This is a genomic window from Arthrobacter sp. Soc17.1.1.1 (assembly GCF_036867195.1).
Taxonomy (GTDB): domain Bacteria; phylum Actinomycetota; class Actinomycetes; order Actinomycetales; family Micrococcaceae; genus Arthrobacter_D.
This window is the reverse complement of record NZ_JBAJII010000001.1, coordinates 43,251-60,007: the sequence shown is the minus strand read 5'-3', so window position 1 is coordinate 60,007 and position 16,757 is coordinate 43,251. Positions and strand designations below refer to the sequence as shown.

Below are 16,757 nucleotides of genomic sequence, written 5' to 3'. Positions count from 1 at the left end.
CGACGGACGCAGCGGACCCCGGTCAGCCCTCGGGCGGGCCGGGGTCCGTTGCGCCGGCGGCGGCGTCGAGCAGGCCCACGATCCGCTCCCAGGCCTCGGTTCCCGGGGTGATGACGTCGAAGTGGTCCCCGGGGACGAGGACCAGTTCTGCCGCCGCGCCCGCCGCGGTCGCCGCCGCGACGTAGTTCTCGGCCTGGCTGGGCGGCACCGTGGTGTCCTCCGTGCCGTGGACCGCGTAGACGGGGATGTCGAGGGGGATCGCCGTCATCGGGTCCGCCAGCCGGTACCGTTCCGCGTCCCCGGGGGCTCCCAGCAGGTTCTCCACGGCGCCGTCGCTCAGTCGCAGCTCCCGCGCCTCGCCGAGGTCCAGTACCCCTGCCTGGCTGACCACGGCGGTCAGCGGCACGGCGGGCATCCCGGAGCCGGGCGCTCCGGAGGGCAGCCGGGCCCTGCCTGCGGCCCAGACCGCGAGGTGCCCGCCCGCCGAGTGGCCGAGCGCTGTCGTCGACCCGAGGTCCAGGCCGTGCTCCGCCGCGGCCCTCCCGAGCGCGTCGATGCCGGCGGCGACGTCGTCGAACGTGGCGGGCCAGCCGCCTCCGTTGCCCGCGCGCCGGTACTCCAGGTTCCAGCAGGCGTACCCGCGGCCCGCGAGGTCACGGGCGAGCGGCTCCCCCAGCTCCGCACCGTAGGTGGAACGCCAGTACCCGCCGTGGATGATGACGACGACGCCGCGGACCCCGCGGTCGGGGAGGTAGAGATCGGCGAACTGACTGGGGTCCTCGCCGTAGCCGTACCGCTGGGGAGCCGCACCTCCGGCGGACCCGCTCCCGGCCCCGGTGCCCCTGATGCCGCAGGCTGTCAGGACGGCGGCCCCCGCGGCGGCGAGCAGGGCGAGGAGGGAGCGTCGGCCCACGGGCCTCACCGGATTCACAGCTGAAGCGTAACCGTCGCCCGCGTTGGCTACGATGAAGTCTCCCCTTCGGAAAGGCACGGTGCATGGGCGCATGGGATGATCTCGACGAACGGCTGAGGCCGGCCGTCGAGGCGCATACGCGTGAGTACGAGCGCGTCCGGCCGGCCCTCGACCGCGTCACCTCGGCCATGCGGGACAGCATCGAGCGCATCTTCGACGGCACGGACCTCAAGCCGCTGTTCGTCACGGCCCGCACCAAGACCGTGGAGTCCTTCCGCGACAAGGCCTCCCGCACCCTGCCGTCCCCCGACGCCGGGGCAACACCGATCCTCGTGTTCCCGGATCCCCTGCGCAACCTCACCGACCTGGTGGGCGTGCGCATCATCACCACGCTCCCGCACGAGGTGGATCTCGCGGCGAACCTGCTCAAGCGGCAGCGCCAGGAGTTCGACTGCCGTGGCGACCGGGAGAAGGACATCGGGTCCATCGAGTCCGGCACCTACGGCTACTCGAGCCGCCACCTCATCATGCGCACCATCCACAGCGACGTGGTCCGTGCATTCCAGCAGACCGTTGACCCCGAGACGAAGGCCGCCGGCAGTTACCTGTTCGAGGTGCAGGTGCGGACCGTGCTCGCGCACGCCTGGTCGGAGATCGAGCACGACATCCGCTTCAAGGCCTCCAACCCGAAGGCCTGGAGCCCCTACTTCGACCGGCAGTTCACCGGCACGGCCGCCATGCTCGAGACCGTCGAGTCGGCCTTCGCGGAACTCCACGAGCGGTACGAGACGGTCACGGGGTTCTGGGACGAGGACGGCGAGGGCAGTGCGCCCCTGACGCCGAACCGCATCCGGGACATCTGGCAGACCCTGCTGCCGCACGTGGACCGGAAGACGGACGACAACTGGGGCTGGGCGGCAGAGCTGCTCGCCGCGCACGGCCTCAAGACCACGCTGGAACTGGTGTCGCTGCTGCAGGCGGACACCATCACCACGGTGCGCAAGGCCCTCGACCACCGGTACTCGCCAGGCCCCGATCGGCTCCTCGACGACATGCTGCTCTGGCACTACGGCGAGCGGCACATCGACCTGACCGCCGAGCCGGCCGACGCGGAGAACACACCCCGCCGGGACAGCCTGCAGCGCCGGCACCGGCAGATGGAGCTGTACCGGGCGCAGCACCCGGTGCGCTGACGGGTCCGGTGACGCCCCGCGTCAGCCCGCCCCTGCCCGGTACTTCCCCGCACGCCGCTCGAGGCGGTCGGCGGCCGGCAGGGCCCCGACCCGCGCCAGCTCGTACTCGATCGCCGTCGCCATCCGCTCGCAGAACGCCCGTCCCTCCTCGGCGGCATCGGGGCGCTCGTCCACCACGTGGTCGACGACGCCGCGCGCCATGAGCGCCGCGACCTTCACGCCCTGCGCCTCCGCCATCTCCGGCGCCCGGTCCACGGTGCGGTGCACGATGGCGCTCGCACCCTCGGGCGGCAGGGGCGAGAGCCAGGCGTGCTCCGCGGCGATGGTGCTGTCCGCCGGCAGCAGCGCGAGCGCCCCTCCGCCGGCGCCCTGCCCGAGCAGCACGGACACCGACGGTGAGGCCAGACCGATGAGATCGTGCAGGGACCGGGCGATCTCCCCGGCGAGCCCGCCCTCCTCCGCCGCTTTGGAGAGATCCGCGCCTGCGGTGTCGATGACGGTCAGCAGCGGCAGCCCGAGCTCTTCGGCGAGCTTCATCCCGCGGCGTGCCTCGCGCAGCGACGCCGGGCCCATCCCGGGGTCGCCGGGCTTCCGGGGCCGCTGGTGCCCGAGGACGATGCAGGGCCGGCTCCCGAAGCGGGCGAGCGCGAGCAGCAGTCCGGGGTCCTTCTCCCCCTGGCCCGTGCCGTTGAGGGGCAGGACGTCCCGGGCACCGTAGGCGAGGAGGCGGCGGAGGTCAGGTCGGCGGCGGTTGCGCGAGATCAGGATGGAGGTCCAGGCGTCCGCGGTGCCGGGCTGCACGGACGACGTCGAGGGTTCCTCGGGAAGCTCCGGCGGGTCGGCGAGCAGGACGGCGAGCGCCGTGTCCACGATCCCGGCCAGTTGCCCGGGCGGCACGACGGCGTCGATGAGGCCCTGGTCGAAGAGGTTCTCCGCGGTCTGCACGCCCGCCGGGAAGGGCTCCCCGTGGAGCGCCTCGTACACGCGCGGCCCGAGGAAGCCGAGGAGTGCCCCCGGCTCGGCGACGGTGACGTGGCCGAGCGAGCCCCAGGACGCCATGACGCCCCCCGTCGTCGGGTGCCGGAGGTACACGAGGTACGGGAGCCCGGCCTGCCGGTGCGCGCGGACCGCCCCGGTGATCTCCACCATCGACAGGAACGCGGGTGTCCCCTCCTGCATGCGTGTGCCGCCCGACGCCGGGCCAGCGAGCAGGGGTAGCCGCTCCGCGGTCGCGCGGCGGACGGCCGCCGTGATGCGGTGCGCCGCGGCGGCACCGATCGAGCCCGCCAGGAAGGTGAACTCCGAGACGATGACGGCCACCCGGCGGCCGTGGATGAGGCCTTCCCCGGTCAATACCGACTCGTCCTCACCGCTCTTCTCCCGGGCCCGTCGCAGCTCCTCCCCGTAGGCGGGGCCGGCGGAGGTCGGGGCGGGGCCGTCCCACGAGGTGAAGGACCCGGCGTCGAGCACGGCGCCGATGAGCTCGCGCGCGGTGAGGTGCCGTGCCGGAGCACTCACGCCCTGGGTCCGCCGGAGGTGGAGGCGAGCCAGGCGCGGATGGCGTCGCCGTCGCCGTCGAGCAGGGGCGGCGCGGTATGGCCGGCCGGAGTGGTCTCGGCGGCGCCGTCGAAGAACCGCAGCGGCGGCCCGGGCAGGGCGATGTCACCGAGGACCGGGTGCTGCACGGTGAGGAGGAGGCCCTGCGAGTGCACCTGGTCCCAGGCGTAGACCTCGTCGAGGGTCCGTACCTTGCCCGCGGGGATGCCCGCCTCATTGAGCTTCGCGAGCAGCGGTTCCGCCTCGTAGGCCGAGAACGCGTCCTCGACGACGCCGATCAGCTGGTCCCGGTTCCGCACGCGGTCGGCGTTGGACGCGAACTCGGGGCGGGCAGCGATGCCGAACGTGCTGGAGAACGTGGACCACAGCCGCTCGCTGCCCACGCTGATCTGTACCTTGCCGCCGCGGCAGTTGAACAGCCCGTAGGGTGCGATCGACGGGTGGTGGTTGCCCTGCGCGCGCGGCACCTCCCCCGCGACGGTGGTGCGGGTGCCCTGGAACGCGTGGACGCCGATGATCGCGGCCAGCAGGGAGGTGCGGACCACCTGTCCCCTGCCGGTGCGTTCCCGCTCCAGCAGTGCGGCGACGGCGCCGTAGGCCCCGTACATGCCGGACAGCAGGTCGGCGATGGGCACCCCGACGCGCTGCGGATTGTCCGGGTCCGGCCCCGTGACGGACATCAGCCCGGCCTCGCCCTGCACGATCTGGTCGTACCCGCTGCGCGTCGCCTCGGGGCCGTCGTGGCCGAACCCGGTGATGGAGAGGATGACGAGGCCCGGGTTGAGCTCGAGCATGGCGTCGGTGGAGAAACCGAGGCGGTCGAGGACGCCGGGGCGGAAGTTCTCGACGACCACGTCCGCGCGGCGCAGCAGTTCCGTGAGGACGCTCCTGCCGTCGTCGCTCTTGAGGTCGAGGGCGATGGATTCCTTGTTCCTGTTGCAGGACAGGAAGTAGGTGGCCTGGCGGTCGTCCTCGGGACCAACGAACGGCGGCCCCCACCCGCGCGTGTCGTCGCCCGTGCCCGGCGTCTCGACCTTGATCACCCGCGCGCCCAGGTCCCCGAGCATCATGCCGGCGTGCGGCCCGGCGAGCGCCCGGCTGAGGTCGACGACGAGGCGGCCGGCCAGGGGCCCCCCGCGGTGGGTCGTGGTGGTGGCGGTCGGTTCGGCGCTCATGCTTCCTCCGAAGGGGGTGCTGTGGGGGTGCTTGCGGGGGGGGCTTGCGGGGTGGGGCCGGGGGCTCAGAGCCAGCCGGGCACCACGAGGACGAGCCATGCGATGAGCGGCCCAGCCACGACGACGATGGCTCCGTACCCGAGGATCTGCCGGTAGAAGCGGTCCTTGTCGGTACCCTCGGGTGCGTTGGCGAGCACGAGGGCGCCGTTCGTGGAGAACGGCGAGACGTCCACGATCGTCGCGGACACCGCCAGGGCGCACACCACGCCGACGGCTCCCACGGCCCCGGTCTCGAGGAACGGGATGGCCAGCGGGATGAGGGCGGCGAGGATGGCGGTCGAGGAGGCGAAGGCCGAGACGACGGCGCCGATGTAGCAGATGAGCAGCGCGGCGAGCAGCGGCATGCCGAGGTTCGCGACGCCGTCGGACACGTACTCGATGGTTCCCGCGGCCTGCAGCACCCCGACGAAGGTCAGCATGCCGCAGATGAGCAGGACGGTGGACCAGGCGATCTTGTTGACCGCACCGCTCTGGGCCTTCGGGGAGATGAGCGCGAGGATCACGGCGATCGTGATGGCGACGAATCCGACGTCGACCTTGAACCCGAGGGCGATCACGGCGAGCGCGATCAGGCCGAGGATGGTGGCGGGCTGCGAGATGCGGTCCTCGCGTGATTTCGTGGCCACCACGCCGTCGCCCGCGGGGTCGCGGGGTCCGTACGTCCCGCTGCCGGTGCCCTTGTAGGCGACGTCCGCGCGGCGCATGCCGGGGCTCGCGTTGAGGCGGGCCTCGGCGGCCTCCTCGATGAACTCGCCCATCCGGGAGGACATGAGCTTGCGTCCGCCGAGGACGACGAACAGGACGACGGCGATCAGCAGGTTGAAGATGAAGCTGGCGAGGAAGACGGCCAGCGGGCTCGACTCGAAGCCCGATTCGCCGACGATGTCGTTGACGATCACGCCGTACACGGCGATGGGCGAGAAGCCGCCGGCCTGCGCGCCGTGGACCACCATCATGCCCATGAGCAGCGGGGAGATCCTGTGGCGGGCCGCGAAGCCGAGCGCCACGGGCGCCATGATCGCCACCGCTGCCGGGCCGAGCGCACCGACGGCGGTGATGACGGCCGTGATGAGGAACATGACCCACGGGATGAGGGCCACGCGGTTGCGGACGAGCTTCACCGCGCCCTGCACGAGGAGGTCGATGGTGCCGTTGTTCTGCGCGATGGCGAACAGGTAGGTCACCCCCACGAGCGTGAGGAACAGCCCGCCGGGGAATTCGGCGATGATGTCGTCGGTGTCCATCCCGAGGACGACGGCGCCGAGCAGGAAGGCCCCCACGAAGGCGAGGGCTCCCATGTTGATGGGCAGGAGCGTGGCGATCAGGAACATCGCCGCGAGGATGATGATCGAGAGCAGTGGAGCGGACATCGTTATCCTCCGGCGGGCGATGAGCAGGTGGTCAGGTGGGGTCTGTTGCACGCTACACGACGGCGGCCGGTCCCCCGCCGGGCCGTCACGGGGTTACGTGGCGTCGTCGGGTGAGGACTCGTCGAGGGTCCATCCCGTGATGGACCCGAGGTCCTTCCCGGCGTCGCGCGTGTACTGCCAGGCGCGCTGCCGCTGGTCCTGGAGGTCCTGCCGGAACCGGGCCTGGGTGGCGCCGAGGGCCGGCACGCGGTCGATCACGTCCATGGCCAGCTGGAACCGGTCGATCTGGTTCAGCATCGCCATGTCGAACGGCGTGGTGGTGGTCCCTTCCTCCTTGTACCCGCGCACGTGCAGGTTCGCGTGGTTGGTGCGCCGGTAGGTCAGCCGGTGGATGAGCCACGGATAGCCGTGGTACGCGAAGACCACGGGCTTCGACGTCGTGAACAGCGTGTCGAAGTCCCGGGTGGACAGTCCGTGCGGGTGCTCGGAGCTGTCCTGCAGGCGCATGAGGTCCACGACGTTGACCACGCGGATCTTCAGCCCGGGGATGGCCGCCTTCAGCAGTCCCGCGGCGGCCACGGCCTCGAGTGTGGGCACGTCACCCGCGCAGCCCAGGACGACGTCGGGCTCCACGCCGGACTCCTCGGAACCGGCGAAGTCGAGGATGCCGATGCCGCGGGTGACGTGCAGCAGCGCCTCCTCGGGGCCGAGCCAGGTCGGGGTCGGCTGCTTGCCCGTGACGATCACGTTGACGGTGTCCCGGGTCGTCATGCAGTGCCGGGTCACCGCGAGCATCGTGTTCGCGTCCGGCGGCAGGTAGACGCGGATGATGTCCGCCTTCTTGTTCATCACGTGGTCGATGAAGCCGGGGTCCTGGTGGGAGAAGCCGTTGTGGTCCTGCTGCCAGACGTGGCTGGAGAGCATGTAGTTGAACGAGGCGATGGGCTGCCGCCACGGCAGGGTGCGGTGCACCTTCAGCCACTTCGCGAACTGGTTGAACATCGAGTCGACGATGTGCACGAACGCCTCGTAGCAGTTGAACACCCCATGGCGTCCCGTCAGCAGGTAGCCCTCGAGCCATCCCTGGCACAGGTGTTCGCTCAGCACCTCCATGACCCGGCCGGCCCGCGCGAGGTGCTCGTCGACGTCCTCGAGGCGCGGCTGCCAGACCTTGTCCGTCACCTCGTACACGGCCGAGAGGCGGTTCGACGCCGTCTCGTCCGGACCGAACAGGCGGAAGTTGTGCGGGTTGCGCTCGATGACGTCGCGGAGGTAGCCGCCCACGGTGATCATCGGGCTCACCTTCTCCGTGCCCGGATGCGACACCTCCACGGCGTGGTCGGCGTAGGAGGGCAGCACGAGGTCGCGGAGGAGCCGGCCACCGTTGGCGTAGGGCGTGGCGCTCATCCGCAGGTCGCCGTCCGGGGCGAGCGCGGCGATCTCGGGTCGCAGTTCCCCGGCCTCCGTGAAGAGCGACCCCGGATCGTAGGACCGCATCCAGTCCTCGAGCTGGTGCAGGTGCTCCTCGTTGCTGTGGATCTCCGTGAGCGGCACCTGGTGGGAGCGCCAGGTCCCCTCCACGGGATTCCCGTCGACCACTGCCGGGCCGGTCCAGCCCTTCGGCGACCGCAGCACGATCATGGGCCACCGGGCCGCGCCCGCATCGGTCCCGGCCGGGGAGGTGCGGGCCGTGTCCTGGATGGCGTGGATGTCGTCGATGCAGGCGTCGAGGACGGCGGCGAAGTCCCGGTGCGCGGCCTCCGTGGCGGACGGGTCGGTCACCGTGACGAAGTGCGGCTCGTACCCGTATCCGTACATCAGCTGTCGGAGCTGCTCCTCGGGCATGCGGGCCAGGACGGTCGGGTTGGCGATCTTGTAGCCGTTGAGGTGCAGGATGGGCAGTACGGCGCCGTCGACCGCCGGGTTCACGAAGCTGTGCGAGTGCCAGCTCGTGGCCAGCGGTCCGGTCTCCGCCTCGCCGTCGCCCACCACCGCGACCGCGACGAGGTCGGGGTTGTCGAAGACGGCCCCGTAGGCGTGCATGAGCGCGTATCCCAGTTCACCGCCCTCGTGGATGGACCCGGGGGATTCGGGAGCGGCATGCGACGGGATGCCGCCGGGGTAGCTGAACTGCCGGAACAGGGCGTTGAGCCCTGCACCGTCCGTGCCGATGCTGCTGTAGACCTCGGAGTACGTCCCTTCGAGCCAGGCGTTGGCCACCACCGCGGGTCCGCCGTGGCCGGGACCCGCGATGAACAGCATCTCCTGCGCGCGCTCGGCGATCACGCGGTTCAGGTGGGTGTAGACGAAGTTCAGCCCGGGCGTGGTGCCCCAGTGCCCGAGCAGCCGCGCCTTCACGTCCTCACCGGCGAGCGGGCGCGTCAGCAGCGCGTTGTCCCGCAGGTAGATCTGGCCGACGGAGACGTAGTTGGCTGCCCGCCACCACGCGTCCAGGCCCTGGACATCGAGACCGCTCATGTATGCCTCCTAGGTAATATTCAGGTGATGCTTCCGAGTGCGTGCGGATCGTGCGTGCGGAGTCAGAGTTCGACGACGACGTCGGACGGCGTCTTGTCCGGCCGCCAGCCCCGCCAGACGGGATGCCGCAGGCGGCCTGTACCGGTGTGTTCGCTGTACTGGACCTCGCCCACGAGGGCGGGCCGGACCCAGTGCGCGTCCGACGCGTCGATCCCGGGCACGTCGGCGAGTGGCGCGGTCTTCCGGCCCAGCTTCTTCAGGCGGGCGCCGACCTCCGCGAGATCCCGCTCCGTCAGGCCGGAGCCCACGCGGCCCACATAGCGCAGGTCCACGCCGTCGGGCACGGCCACGAGCAGCGACCCCACCTTCGAGGCGCGGGTCCCTTTGCCCGGCCGCCAGCCCACCACCACGACCTCCTGCGTGCGCAGGTGCTTGATCTTCACCCACGACGACGAGCGCGCGCCGGGTTGGTAGTCGCTCGTGACGCGCTTGGCCATGATCCCCTCCAGCCCCAGCTGCCGGCTCGCCTCGACGGCTTCCCGGAGGGTCGCATCGAGGGCCGGGGGCACCTGCACGTGACCGTCCTCCGCGGGATCCACGGCCCTCTCGAGCAGCTCGCGCCGCTGGCGGTACTCCAGCCCGGTCAGGTCGGTGCCGTCGAGCTCGAGCAGGTCGAAGAGCATGAGGCGCACGGGCGTCACCTCGCGGGCGGCGTCGATCTCGGCCCGGTGCGTGAGCTTCATCCGCGTCTGGAGCAGGCCGAAGTCCGGGCGGCCGCGGCGGTCGAGGGCTACGATCTCGCCGTCGAGCACGGCGCTCCCGGCATGGACGAGGTCCCCGAGGTCCTGCAGCTCCGGGTAGACGGGCGTGGTGTCGATGCCGTTGCGGCTGGTCAGGGTCACCGCACCGTCCCTGACCACGGCGATGCAGCGCACCCCGTCCCACTTCATCTCGTAGGACCAGGCGTCGGGGTCGGGGATGGCCTCCTCGGAACCGAGGGTGGCCATCATGGGCCGCAGGACCACCGGTCCGGGCCGGGCGGGAACCGGCGCCTGCTGCGTCCTCCGTGTCTCGCGGGCTCCCGTGGCCGGGGACGCCGGCGCACCGGTGTCCCCGGTGTCCCCGGTGTCGCCCCCGTTCTGCTGCGCCTCCGCGGGCTGGTCCTTCATGAGGTGGATCAGCCAGTTGCTCTTGCCGTTCGATCCGCCGCCCGTGTTGATGAGCGCGTAGCGGCGGATCGCCGTCCCACCCCTGGCCAGGCCGCCGTCCGCCCGCCCATGGAGCGTGCAGATGACCTCCTTGCCCTCGCGCCACTTCTCCAGCTCGTACGTCCCGGCATCCCAGATGGTCACCTCGCCGGCACCGTATTCCCCGTCAGGAATAGTTCCTTCGAACGAGCCGTAGTCCAGCGGATGGTCCTCCGTCTGGACGGCCAGGTGGTTCCTGCTCGGCGTCAGCGGCGGTCCCTTCGGAAGGGCCCACGAGACGAGGACGCCATCGTGCTCCAGGCGGAAGTCGTAGTGGAGGCGGCGTGCGTGGTGCTCCTGGATCACGAAGCTGGTGCCTCCTGCAGGGCCCACCGCATCGGGGACGGGCTCGGGCGTCTTCGCGGCGTCCCGCATGGCGCGGTAGGTGGACAGGCGGTCCGACGGCGCAGCTGCGGCGCCTCCGGGAACCTGCCCGCCGTCCGTCGTGGGGGGTGGAGGGGGCGGGGTCGCCGGGGCGAGGAGGTCGCCGGACTCCTGGAGGCGCTGCACCACCTCCGCGTGGTCCAGTTGCCGCAGGTCCTCGCCGTCGAGCTCCTCCCACGCCCGTGGAGCGGCGACGGTGGGCTCGAAGCGCCCGCGGAGCGAGTAGGGGCTCACGGTGGTCTTGTTCGCGTTGTTCTGGCTCCAGTCGACGAGCACCCGGCCGGGACGCAGCGCCTTCTTCATGTCGCTGACGGCGAGGTCGGGATGGTCGGCCTCGAGGGCCCGGGCGAGTTCACGCGCGACGGCGGACACCTGCTCCGAGGTCTGCCGGCCGTCCAGGGCGCAGTAGAGGTGGATCCCTTTGGCCCCGCTGGTCACGGGGAACGGCTCGAGGCCCATGCCCTGCAGGATCGGCCGCGCGAGCCGCGCCACGGCCGCGCATTCTGCCAGGCCCGCATCCGTCCCGGGGTCGAGGTCCAGGACGAGGCGGTCAGGGTTGCCCCGGCCGCCGTCCGCGGTGAAACGCCACTGCGGCACGTGGACCTCGAGCGCGGCGATCTGCCCCAGCCAGGTGAGTGTTGCGAGGTCCTCCACCAGGGGGTAGACGTTCGTGTGGTCCTTGTGCTGGATCGCGCGGCGCGGCACCCAGGCGGGAGCGTTGTCGTCGATGTTCTTCTGGAAGAACATCTCGCCGGGCGCCTCGGGGGTCCCGACGCCGTGGACCCAGCGCTTCCGGGTGACGGGCCGGTGCTGCGCGTGCCGGATGAGATGCGGCGCGACGGCGGCGTAGTAGGCGAGAACGTCCGCCTTGGTGGTACCCGTGACCGGGTAGAGCACCTTGTCGAGATTGGAGAGACGCAGCGTGCGTCCGTCCACGGTGACGGTCTGCTGCCGGGCCGTGCGCGGAGGAGCCATGCCCCCAGTCTCGACCGCGGGCCCGGGGGCGGTCCAGTACCAATCGGCGGGCACCCGACGGCGCCCGCCGGGCCCCTAGCCCTGGTCCGGGTCCTCGAACTGCTCGCGGTACCGGGCCACGTAGACGTCCCACAGCGCCGGGTCCTGCCCGAGGCTGCGCTTGTTCAGGAAGTCGTCGAGCCCGGCGATGGTGAGGTGCCAGCCGGCGGCCATGGTGGCCGAGTGCCGCGGGCTGCCCGGGGTCAGGAGCAGCACGAGCTGCGCGCCGTTGTCGGCGGTCCGGGCGAGTTCCCAGCGGAGGCTGTCCCGCTCCCACGTGTAGGCGAGCACCGTGGGCCGCTCGGCCTCCAGCACCTCGCCGCGCAGGGGCTTCTGGTCGGCGTACCGGAACAGGATCTCCTCCCCTGCGCGCGGCTCGAACTCCATCTCGCAGGGGAACCAGTACTTCAGCTTCTCGGCCTCCGTCAGGTGCTTCCACAGCACGGTCGGCGGGAATGCGAACTGGAATTCCAGGCGCAGCACGGTGGCGCCGTCGTCGCTGGTGGTCTTGCTGACGATGGGCTCTACGGTCTCGGAGGTCACCTCCCAAGTCTAGGGCGGGCGGGTGGCACCCTCTGGCCCACTAAGCCTGCTTGGTGTTGACTTGACCCATGAGAGCCATCTGGAAGGGAGCGGTCGCGTTCGGGCTGGTCAACGTGCCCGTCAAGGTCTACAGCGCCACCGAGGACCACGACATCCCCCTCCACCAGGTCCACGACGAGGACGGCGGCCGCATCCGCTACCAGCGCCGCTGCGAGATCTGCGGCGAGGTGGTCGACTTCAAACACATCGACAAGGCGTACGACGACGGCGAGCACACGGTGGTGCTGACCGACGAGGACCTCTCGTCCCTGCCGGTCGAGAGGAGCCGGGAGATCGAGGTGGTGGAGTTCGTGCCGAGCGACCAGATCGATCCGGTCATGTTCGACCGCGCGTACTACCTCGAGCCCGACAGCACCTCGACGAAGGCCTACGTCCTGCTGCGGCGCACGCTCCAGGAGACGGATCGCACCGCGATCGTGCAGTTCTCCCTCCGGCAGAAGAGCCGCCTGGCGGCGCTGCGTGTCCGCGGGGACGTGCTCATGCTCCAGACGCTGCTGTGGGACGACGAGGTGCGGGAGGCATCCTTCCCGGCCCTCGAGGAGAAGGTGCGCATCTCCGCCAAGGAGAAGCAGATGTCCGCGGCGCTGGTCGACTCCTTCTCCACCGACTTCGACCCCGAGAACTTCACCGACGACTACCAGGTCCAGCTGCGCACGCTGATCGACGCGAAGATCGAGAAGGGCGACACGATCGACACCGAGGAGACCTTCGGTGCGGTGAAGGACGACGACGACGGCGACAACGTGCTCGACCTCATGGAGGCCCTGCGCCGCAGCGTCGAGAAGAACCGCGAGAAGAAGGCCGGAGCCAAGAAGGCGGCCGGCACCTCCAAGCAGAAGGGCGCGTGATGGGTTTCTTCACAGACAGCCTCGGCCGGCAGACCATCGCCCAGAAGCCGAACGCGCCGATCCTCGGCTGGGCCCTGCTCGGTGCGGCGTCCTTCATGGCACTGGAGGAGCGGAACCGCGAGCGCCTCCGCCTCGCCAGCTCGATCTGCCTGGCCGTCTGGGCCGCGCTCGAGGTGGTCTCCGGGCAGAGCGGGTTCCGGCGCAGTTCCGGTGCGCTGACCCTCTCCTGGCTGCTGCGGAAGGCCCGCTGACACGACGGGCGGCAGCGCCCTTGTCCAGTCCCCACCGCGGGTCTAGCATGCTCCTCGACGGCTCCATCGCCACCGTCGAGGGTCCCGATGTCCCGGCCGCCGGTATCATCCGTCCGTCGGAGGAACCATGCAGCATGCACTGGAGCTACGGGACCTGACCAAGCACTACGGGACGCGCACAGCGCTGGACGCCGTGTCGCTCACCGTGCAGCCCGGCAGCGTGGTGGGGGTGATCGGGCCCAACGGTGCCGGCAAGACCACCACCATGCGCCTCATCCTCGGGCTCATCCGGCCGGGCGGAGGCTCGGCGACGGTCCTCGGCGAGGATCCCCGGCGCGCCGGGCCGGGCCTCCGCCGCCGCATCGGGTACCTCCCGGGGGAGCTGCGACTGGACAGCCGCATCACGGGGACCGACCTGCTCGAGCACTTCGGGCGCATCTCCGGACCCGTCGACGGGCGCTTCCGGAGCGAACTGGTCGAACGCCTCGGACTCGACCCGTCACGGCGTGTGGGCACCCTGTCCAGGGGCAACAAGCAGAAGCTGGGCCTGGTCCAGGCGCTCATGCACCGGCCCGAGCTGCTGGTCCTCGACGAGCCGACCTCGGGCCTCGATCCCCTCGTGCAGCGCGAGTTCCTCGCCCTCGTCCGCGAGGCGAAGGGCCTCGGCCAGGCCGTCTTCCTGTCCTCCCACGTGATCTCCGAGATACAGCACGGCGCCGACCACGTGGCCGTCCTCCGCGAGGGACGCCTCGTCCGCTCCGCCCGGGTCGCGGACCTGCGGGACGAGGCCCCCCGCTCGGTGCGGATCGAGCTGGACCACACCCTGACCGAGGCGCAGACCCGGGCGCTGGACCTCGCCGGTCTCGAGATCCTCTCGATGGGCGCACCCGCTGCTCCCGGCGGACGCGTGGTCGTGGAGGGCCGCCTGTCGGGATCGCCGGCCGCCCTCATCCCGCTCGTGGCCGGACTCGCGCTGCAGGATATCGTGATCGAGGAACCGGACCTCGAACAGGCCGTGCTCGGCCTGTACGGGCGGCCCGGCCCGGTGCCGGCCGGAGCGCACCATGGCCACTGACACCCTCCCCCTCGTGCGCCACACCCTCCAGCGCTCCCGCGTCGGGCTGGCCGGCTGGTCCGCGGGGGTGGTGGCGGCGAGCCTGCTCTACCTGCCGATCTATCCGTCCATGGGCGCCTCGGGGCAGCTCGAGTCCATGATCTCGTCCCTGCCGCCGGAACTCGTCTCCACCCTCGGCTTCGACCTGATCACCACCGGCGCGGGCTACGCGCAGGCCACCCTCCTGGGGCTGATCGGCTTCGTCCTGCTGACCATCGCCGCGGTGGGCTGGGGGGCGGCGGCGATCGGCGGCGAGGAGGAGAGCGGCGCCCTCGAACTCACCCTCGCCCACGGTGTCACCCGTGCGCAGGTCGCACTCGAGGCGGCCCTCGCACTGGGCCTGCGGCTCGCCGTCGTGTGCGCGGTGCTGCTCGTGGCCATCCTCGCGCTCGATGACCCCGCGGAGCTCGGGATCCCGGCCGGCCATGCCGTCGCCGGGACGCTCGCCCTGTACCTGCTGACCCTGCTGAGCGGGCTGGCGGCGGTCACCGCCGGAGCGCTGACCGGCTCCCGCACGGCGTCGGTCGCGGCGGGCGCCGCCGTGGCCGTCCTCGGCTACGCCTTCAACGCGCTCGGCAACCAGGCGGAGGCCGCGCGATGGATGAAGAACCTCTCACCCTATGACTGGGCCTTCTCCCCGGCGCCGCTCACCAACGGCCTCGGGAACGGCGCAGGCGGCGGGATGGCCCTCCTCCTCGGCCTGTGCGGGGTCCTGGTGCTGGCCGGCGTCGTCGGGCTGTCACGTCGCGACATCGGCCGCTAGCAGGGCCCGTACGTCACTCCAGCGGGAAGTTCTCCCGACGCAGCAACTTCGCCAGGTGCTCGGCGTTCCGGACGACGCCCGCCGTCGTCGTGGCCACCACCTCAGGCACTTCGGCGAGGTCCTTGAAGTCGACCGCCTGCATGGCCTCGCCCACCCAGTAGGTGGAGCCCTGCGACGGCAGGGAGAAGCCGATGTCGTTCAGTCCCTGCATCATGTCGGCGACCGTCTTGTGGGCACCGTCCTCGTTACCCACCACGGCCACGACGGCGACCTTGCCGGCCATGACGGGGCGCCCCTCCTCGTCCGTCTCGGCGATATCGGCGTCGAGCCGTTCCATCACCCGCTGCGCGAGGCTGGAGGGGTGGCCCACCCAGATCGGGGTGGACAGGACGAGGATGTCGGCGGCAAGGATCTTCTCGCGGAGGACCGGCCACTCGTCCCCGTTGCCCATGTCCTTCTGCACCCCGGGCGCCACATCGTGGTCCACCACGCGTGCGCTGGAGGTGGCGATGCCCCGTTCGGCGAACCCGTCGAGGATGTGCCGGGCCATCAGGTCGGAACTGGACGGTGCTGGGGACGGCGTGAGGCTGCAGATGAGAGCGAACGCGGTCAGGTCCTGCATGGGTACTCCTCCTGGTGGGAACTACGGCCGCAGGGTGCGGACCGGTCGTGGGGGATTCGGCGACGGCCACCGTGCATTGGTGACCGGCGGACCTCACACCTGCAGGACTCCCGGCAGGTCGGTGATCGCGGACACCTCATGATCGGGTGCCGACATCGCGGAAGGATAGGGCGAGCCGTCGCGGTTGAGCCAGGCGGTCCGGAGCCCGGCACGCGCGGCACCCTCGATGTCCCAGGGGTGGACGGCGACGAGCACGACGTCGCCCGCCTCCCGCTGCAGGGCACCGAGGGCATAGGCGTAGGACTCGGGCGCAGGCTTCCAGCGCGGCGCGTCCTCGACCGACAGGACGGCGGAGACCTGGTCCCGGACACCTGCCCGGTCCAGGAGTGCCTCGGCCGTCGCCATCGCGCCGTTCGTCAGCACTGCGACACCGAAGCCGTCGGACGCCAGGGCACGAATACCCTCCACCACGTCCTGGTGCACCGCGAGCCCCTGAAGCGCCGACATGATGTGGGCGACGGCGTCGTCGAGGTCCCGGTCGAGGATCCCGTCCGCGAGGACCGCTCGCAACGACCCCTCGGCGACCTCTTTGAAGGCAGGATTCTGCCCGGTTGCGGTGAGCGCGAAACCATCCCGGAGCACCGAGGTGAACCAGAGCGCGGCCAGCTGCGGAGGCGCACCGATCTCCTCGAACTGCCGGGACAGGGGTTCCATGTCCGACAGGGTGCCGTTGACGTCGAACAGCACCACCGGCAACACCATTACTGGCGGTACCCCTCCACCTGGCTGATGGGACGGGCATCGGCGTCGCTCGGGTCCTCGCCGGCGTCGGCCTTCGCCCGCCGCTGGCGGAGCAGGTCCCAGCACTGGTCGAGGTCCTCCTCCACCTTCCTCAGGCGTGCGGCGTGGTCCTGGTGCGCCTCGGCGGCACCGGCGTCCTGAGGCTGCTCGCGGAGCTCGTGTTCCTCCTGCACGAGTGCCTGGATGCGCTGGAGGATGTCCTGGTTGTCCATGGTGCGTCCCTTCGTCGTCGCCGTCCCGGCGTGCCGGATGATCAGCAGGCTTTCCTTCAGGCTACTGAGGCCGCGGGCGGTTGACCAGCACGATCACCGACGTGCCGGGAGCCGGGGGCACCACAGGGGAATTTGGTGCGGCGCCCGGATGC

15 protein-coding genes are annotated in these 16,757 nt (G+C 71.1%); 5 read left to right on the top strand and 10 right to left on the bottom strand.

All coding sequences use genetic code 11. The annotated features are described in order from the left end of the window. Nucleotides 1-22: 22 nt before the first annotated feature. A complete protein-coding gene (locus tag V6S67_RS00290) occupies nucleotides 23-847 on the bottom strand; it encodes an alpha/beta hydrolase (protein ID WP_334211478.1) in 825 nt (274 codons plus the stop codon). A gap of 149 nt (nucleotides 848-996) precedes the next feature. Here V6S67_RS00290 and V6S67_RS00285 point away from each other — a divergent pair, with 149 nt between their 5' ends. After that, nucleotides 997-2,106 (top strand): GTP pyrophosphokinase, encoded by a 1,110-nt coding sequence (locus tag V6S67_RS00285; RefSeq protein WP_334208343.1) that lies wholly within the window; start codon nucleotides 997-999, stop codon nucleotides 2,104-2,106. A 21-nt stretch (nucleotides 2,107-2,127) separates the two neighbouring features. Here V6S67_RS00285 and V6S67_RS00280 read toward each other — a convergent pair whose 3' ends face one another. From V6S67_RS00280 to V6S67_RS00255, 6 genes are all read right to left on the bottom strand, one after another. After that, entirely contained in the window at nucleotides 2,128-3,624 is a 1,497-nt protein-coding gene (locus V6S67_RS00280) for a carboxyl transferase domain-containing protein (RefSeq protein WP_334208342.1), read from the bottom strand. Continuing rightward, the gene (locus V6S67_RS00275) at nucleotides 3,621-4,838 is read right to left on the bottom strand and encodes a CaiB/BaiF CoA transferase family protein (RefSeq protein WP_334208341.1); all 1,218 of its coding nucleotides are present in this window, start codon (nucleotides 4,836-4,838) and stop codon (nucleotides 3,621-3,623) included. Before V6S67_RS00275 ends, V6S67_RS00280 begins: the two co-directional genes overlap by 4 nt. Nucleotides 4,839-4,903: 65 nt before the next feature. Next, a complete protein-coding gene (locus V6S67_RS00270; RefSeq protein ID WP_334208340.1) occupies nucleotides 4,904-6,268 on the bottom strand; it encodes an SLC13 family permease in 1,365 nt (454 codons plus the stop codon). 93 nt (nucleotides 6,269-6,361) lie between these two features. Then, nucleotides 6,362-8,746: a phosphoketolase family protein gene (locus V6S67_RS00265; RefSeq protein WP_334208339.1), complete on the bottom strand. Its 2,385-nt coding sequence runs from the start codon at nucleotides 8,744-8,746 to the stop codon at nucleotides 6,362-6,364. A gap of 62 nt (nucleotides 8,747-8,808) precedes the next feature. Next, complete coding sequence (locus tag V6S67_RS00260) at nucleotides 8,809-11,352, bottom strand: ATP-dependent DNA ligase (RefSeq protein ID WP_334208338.1); 2,544 nt, start codon at nucleotides 11,350-11,352, stop codon at nucleotides 8,809-8,811. Between the two features lie 75 nt (nucleotides 11,353-11,427). Continuing rightward, nucleotides 11,428-11,934 carry an SRPBCC domain-containing protein gene (locus V6S67_RS00255; protein ID WP_334208337.1) on the bottom strand — a complete coding sequence of 169 codons (507 nt, stop codon included), beginning with the start codon at nucleotides 11,932-11,934 and terminating at the stop codon, nucleotides 11,428-11,430. Between the two features lie 68 nt (nucleotides 11,935-12,002). Here V6S67_RS00255 and ku point away from each other — a divergent pair, with 68 nt between their 5' ends. From ku to V6S67_RS00235, 4 genes are all read left to right on the top strand, one after another. After that, entirely contained in the window at nucleotides 12,003-12,842 is an 840-nt protein-coding gene (gene ku, locus V6S67_RS00250; protein ID WP_334208336.1) for a non-homologous end joining protein Ku, read from the top strand. Continuing rightward, entirely contained in the window at nucleotides 12,842-13,093 is a 252-nt protein-coding gene (locus tag V6S67_RS00245) for a hypothetical protein (protein ID WP_334208335.1), read from the top strand. The genes ku and V6S67_RS00245 overlap by 1 nt, the downstream gene beginning before the upstream one ends. Nucleotides 13,094-13,220: 127 nt before the next feature. Continuing rightward, complete coding sequence (locus V6S67_RS00240) at nucleotides 13,221-14,168, top strand: ABC transporter ATP-binding protein (protein ID WP_334208334.1); 948 nt, start codon at nucleotides 13,221-13,223, stop codon at nucleotides 14,166-14,168. Next, nucleotides 14,158-14,970, top strand: a complete 813-nt coding sequence (locus V6S67_RS00235; RefSeq protein ID WP_334208333.1) for an ABC transporter permease subunit — start codon at nucleotides 14,158-14,160, stop codon at nucleotides 14,968-14,970. The genes V6S67_RS00240 and V6S67_RS00235 overlap by 11 nt, the downstream gene beginning before the upstream one ends. A gap of 13 nt (nucleotides 14,971-14,983) precedes the next feature. Here the strand turns inward: V6S67_RS00235 and V6S67_RS00230 are convergent, their stop codons facing one another. The 3 genes from V6S67_RS00230 to V6S67_RS00220 form a co-directional block, all read right to left on the bottom strand. Next, complete coding sequence (locus V6S67_RS00230; RefSeq protein WP_334208332.1) at nucleotides 14,984-15,592, bottom strand: flavodoxin family protein; 609 nt, start codon at nucleotides 15,590-15,592, stop codon at nucleotides 14,984-14,986. Nucleotides 15,593-15,685: 93 nt separating this feature from the next. Further along, nucleotides 15,686-16,354 carry a haloacid dehalogenase type II gene (locus tag V6S67_RS00225; RefSeq protein WP_334208331.1) on the bottom strand — a complete coding sequence of 223 codons (669 nt, stop codon included), beginning with the start codon at nucleotides 16,352-16,354 and terminating at the stop codon, nucleotides 15,686-15,688. Beyond that, the gene (locus tag V6S67_RS00220; protein ID WP_334208330.1) at nucleotides 16,354-16,605 is read right to left on the bottom strand and encodes a DUF2630 family protein; all 252 of its coding nucleotides are present in this window, start codon (nucleotides 16,603-16,605) and stop codon (nucleotides 16,354-16,356) included. Before V6S67_RS00220 ends, V6S67_RS00225 begins: the two co-directional genes overlap by 1 nt. Between the last annotated feature and the right edge of the window lie 152 nt (nucleotides 16,606-16,757).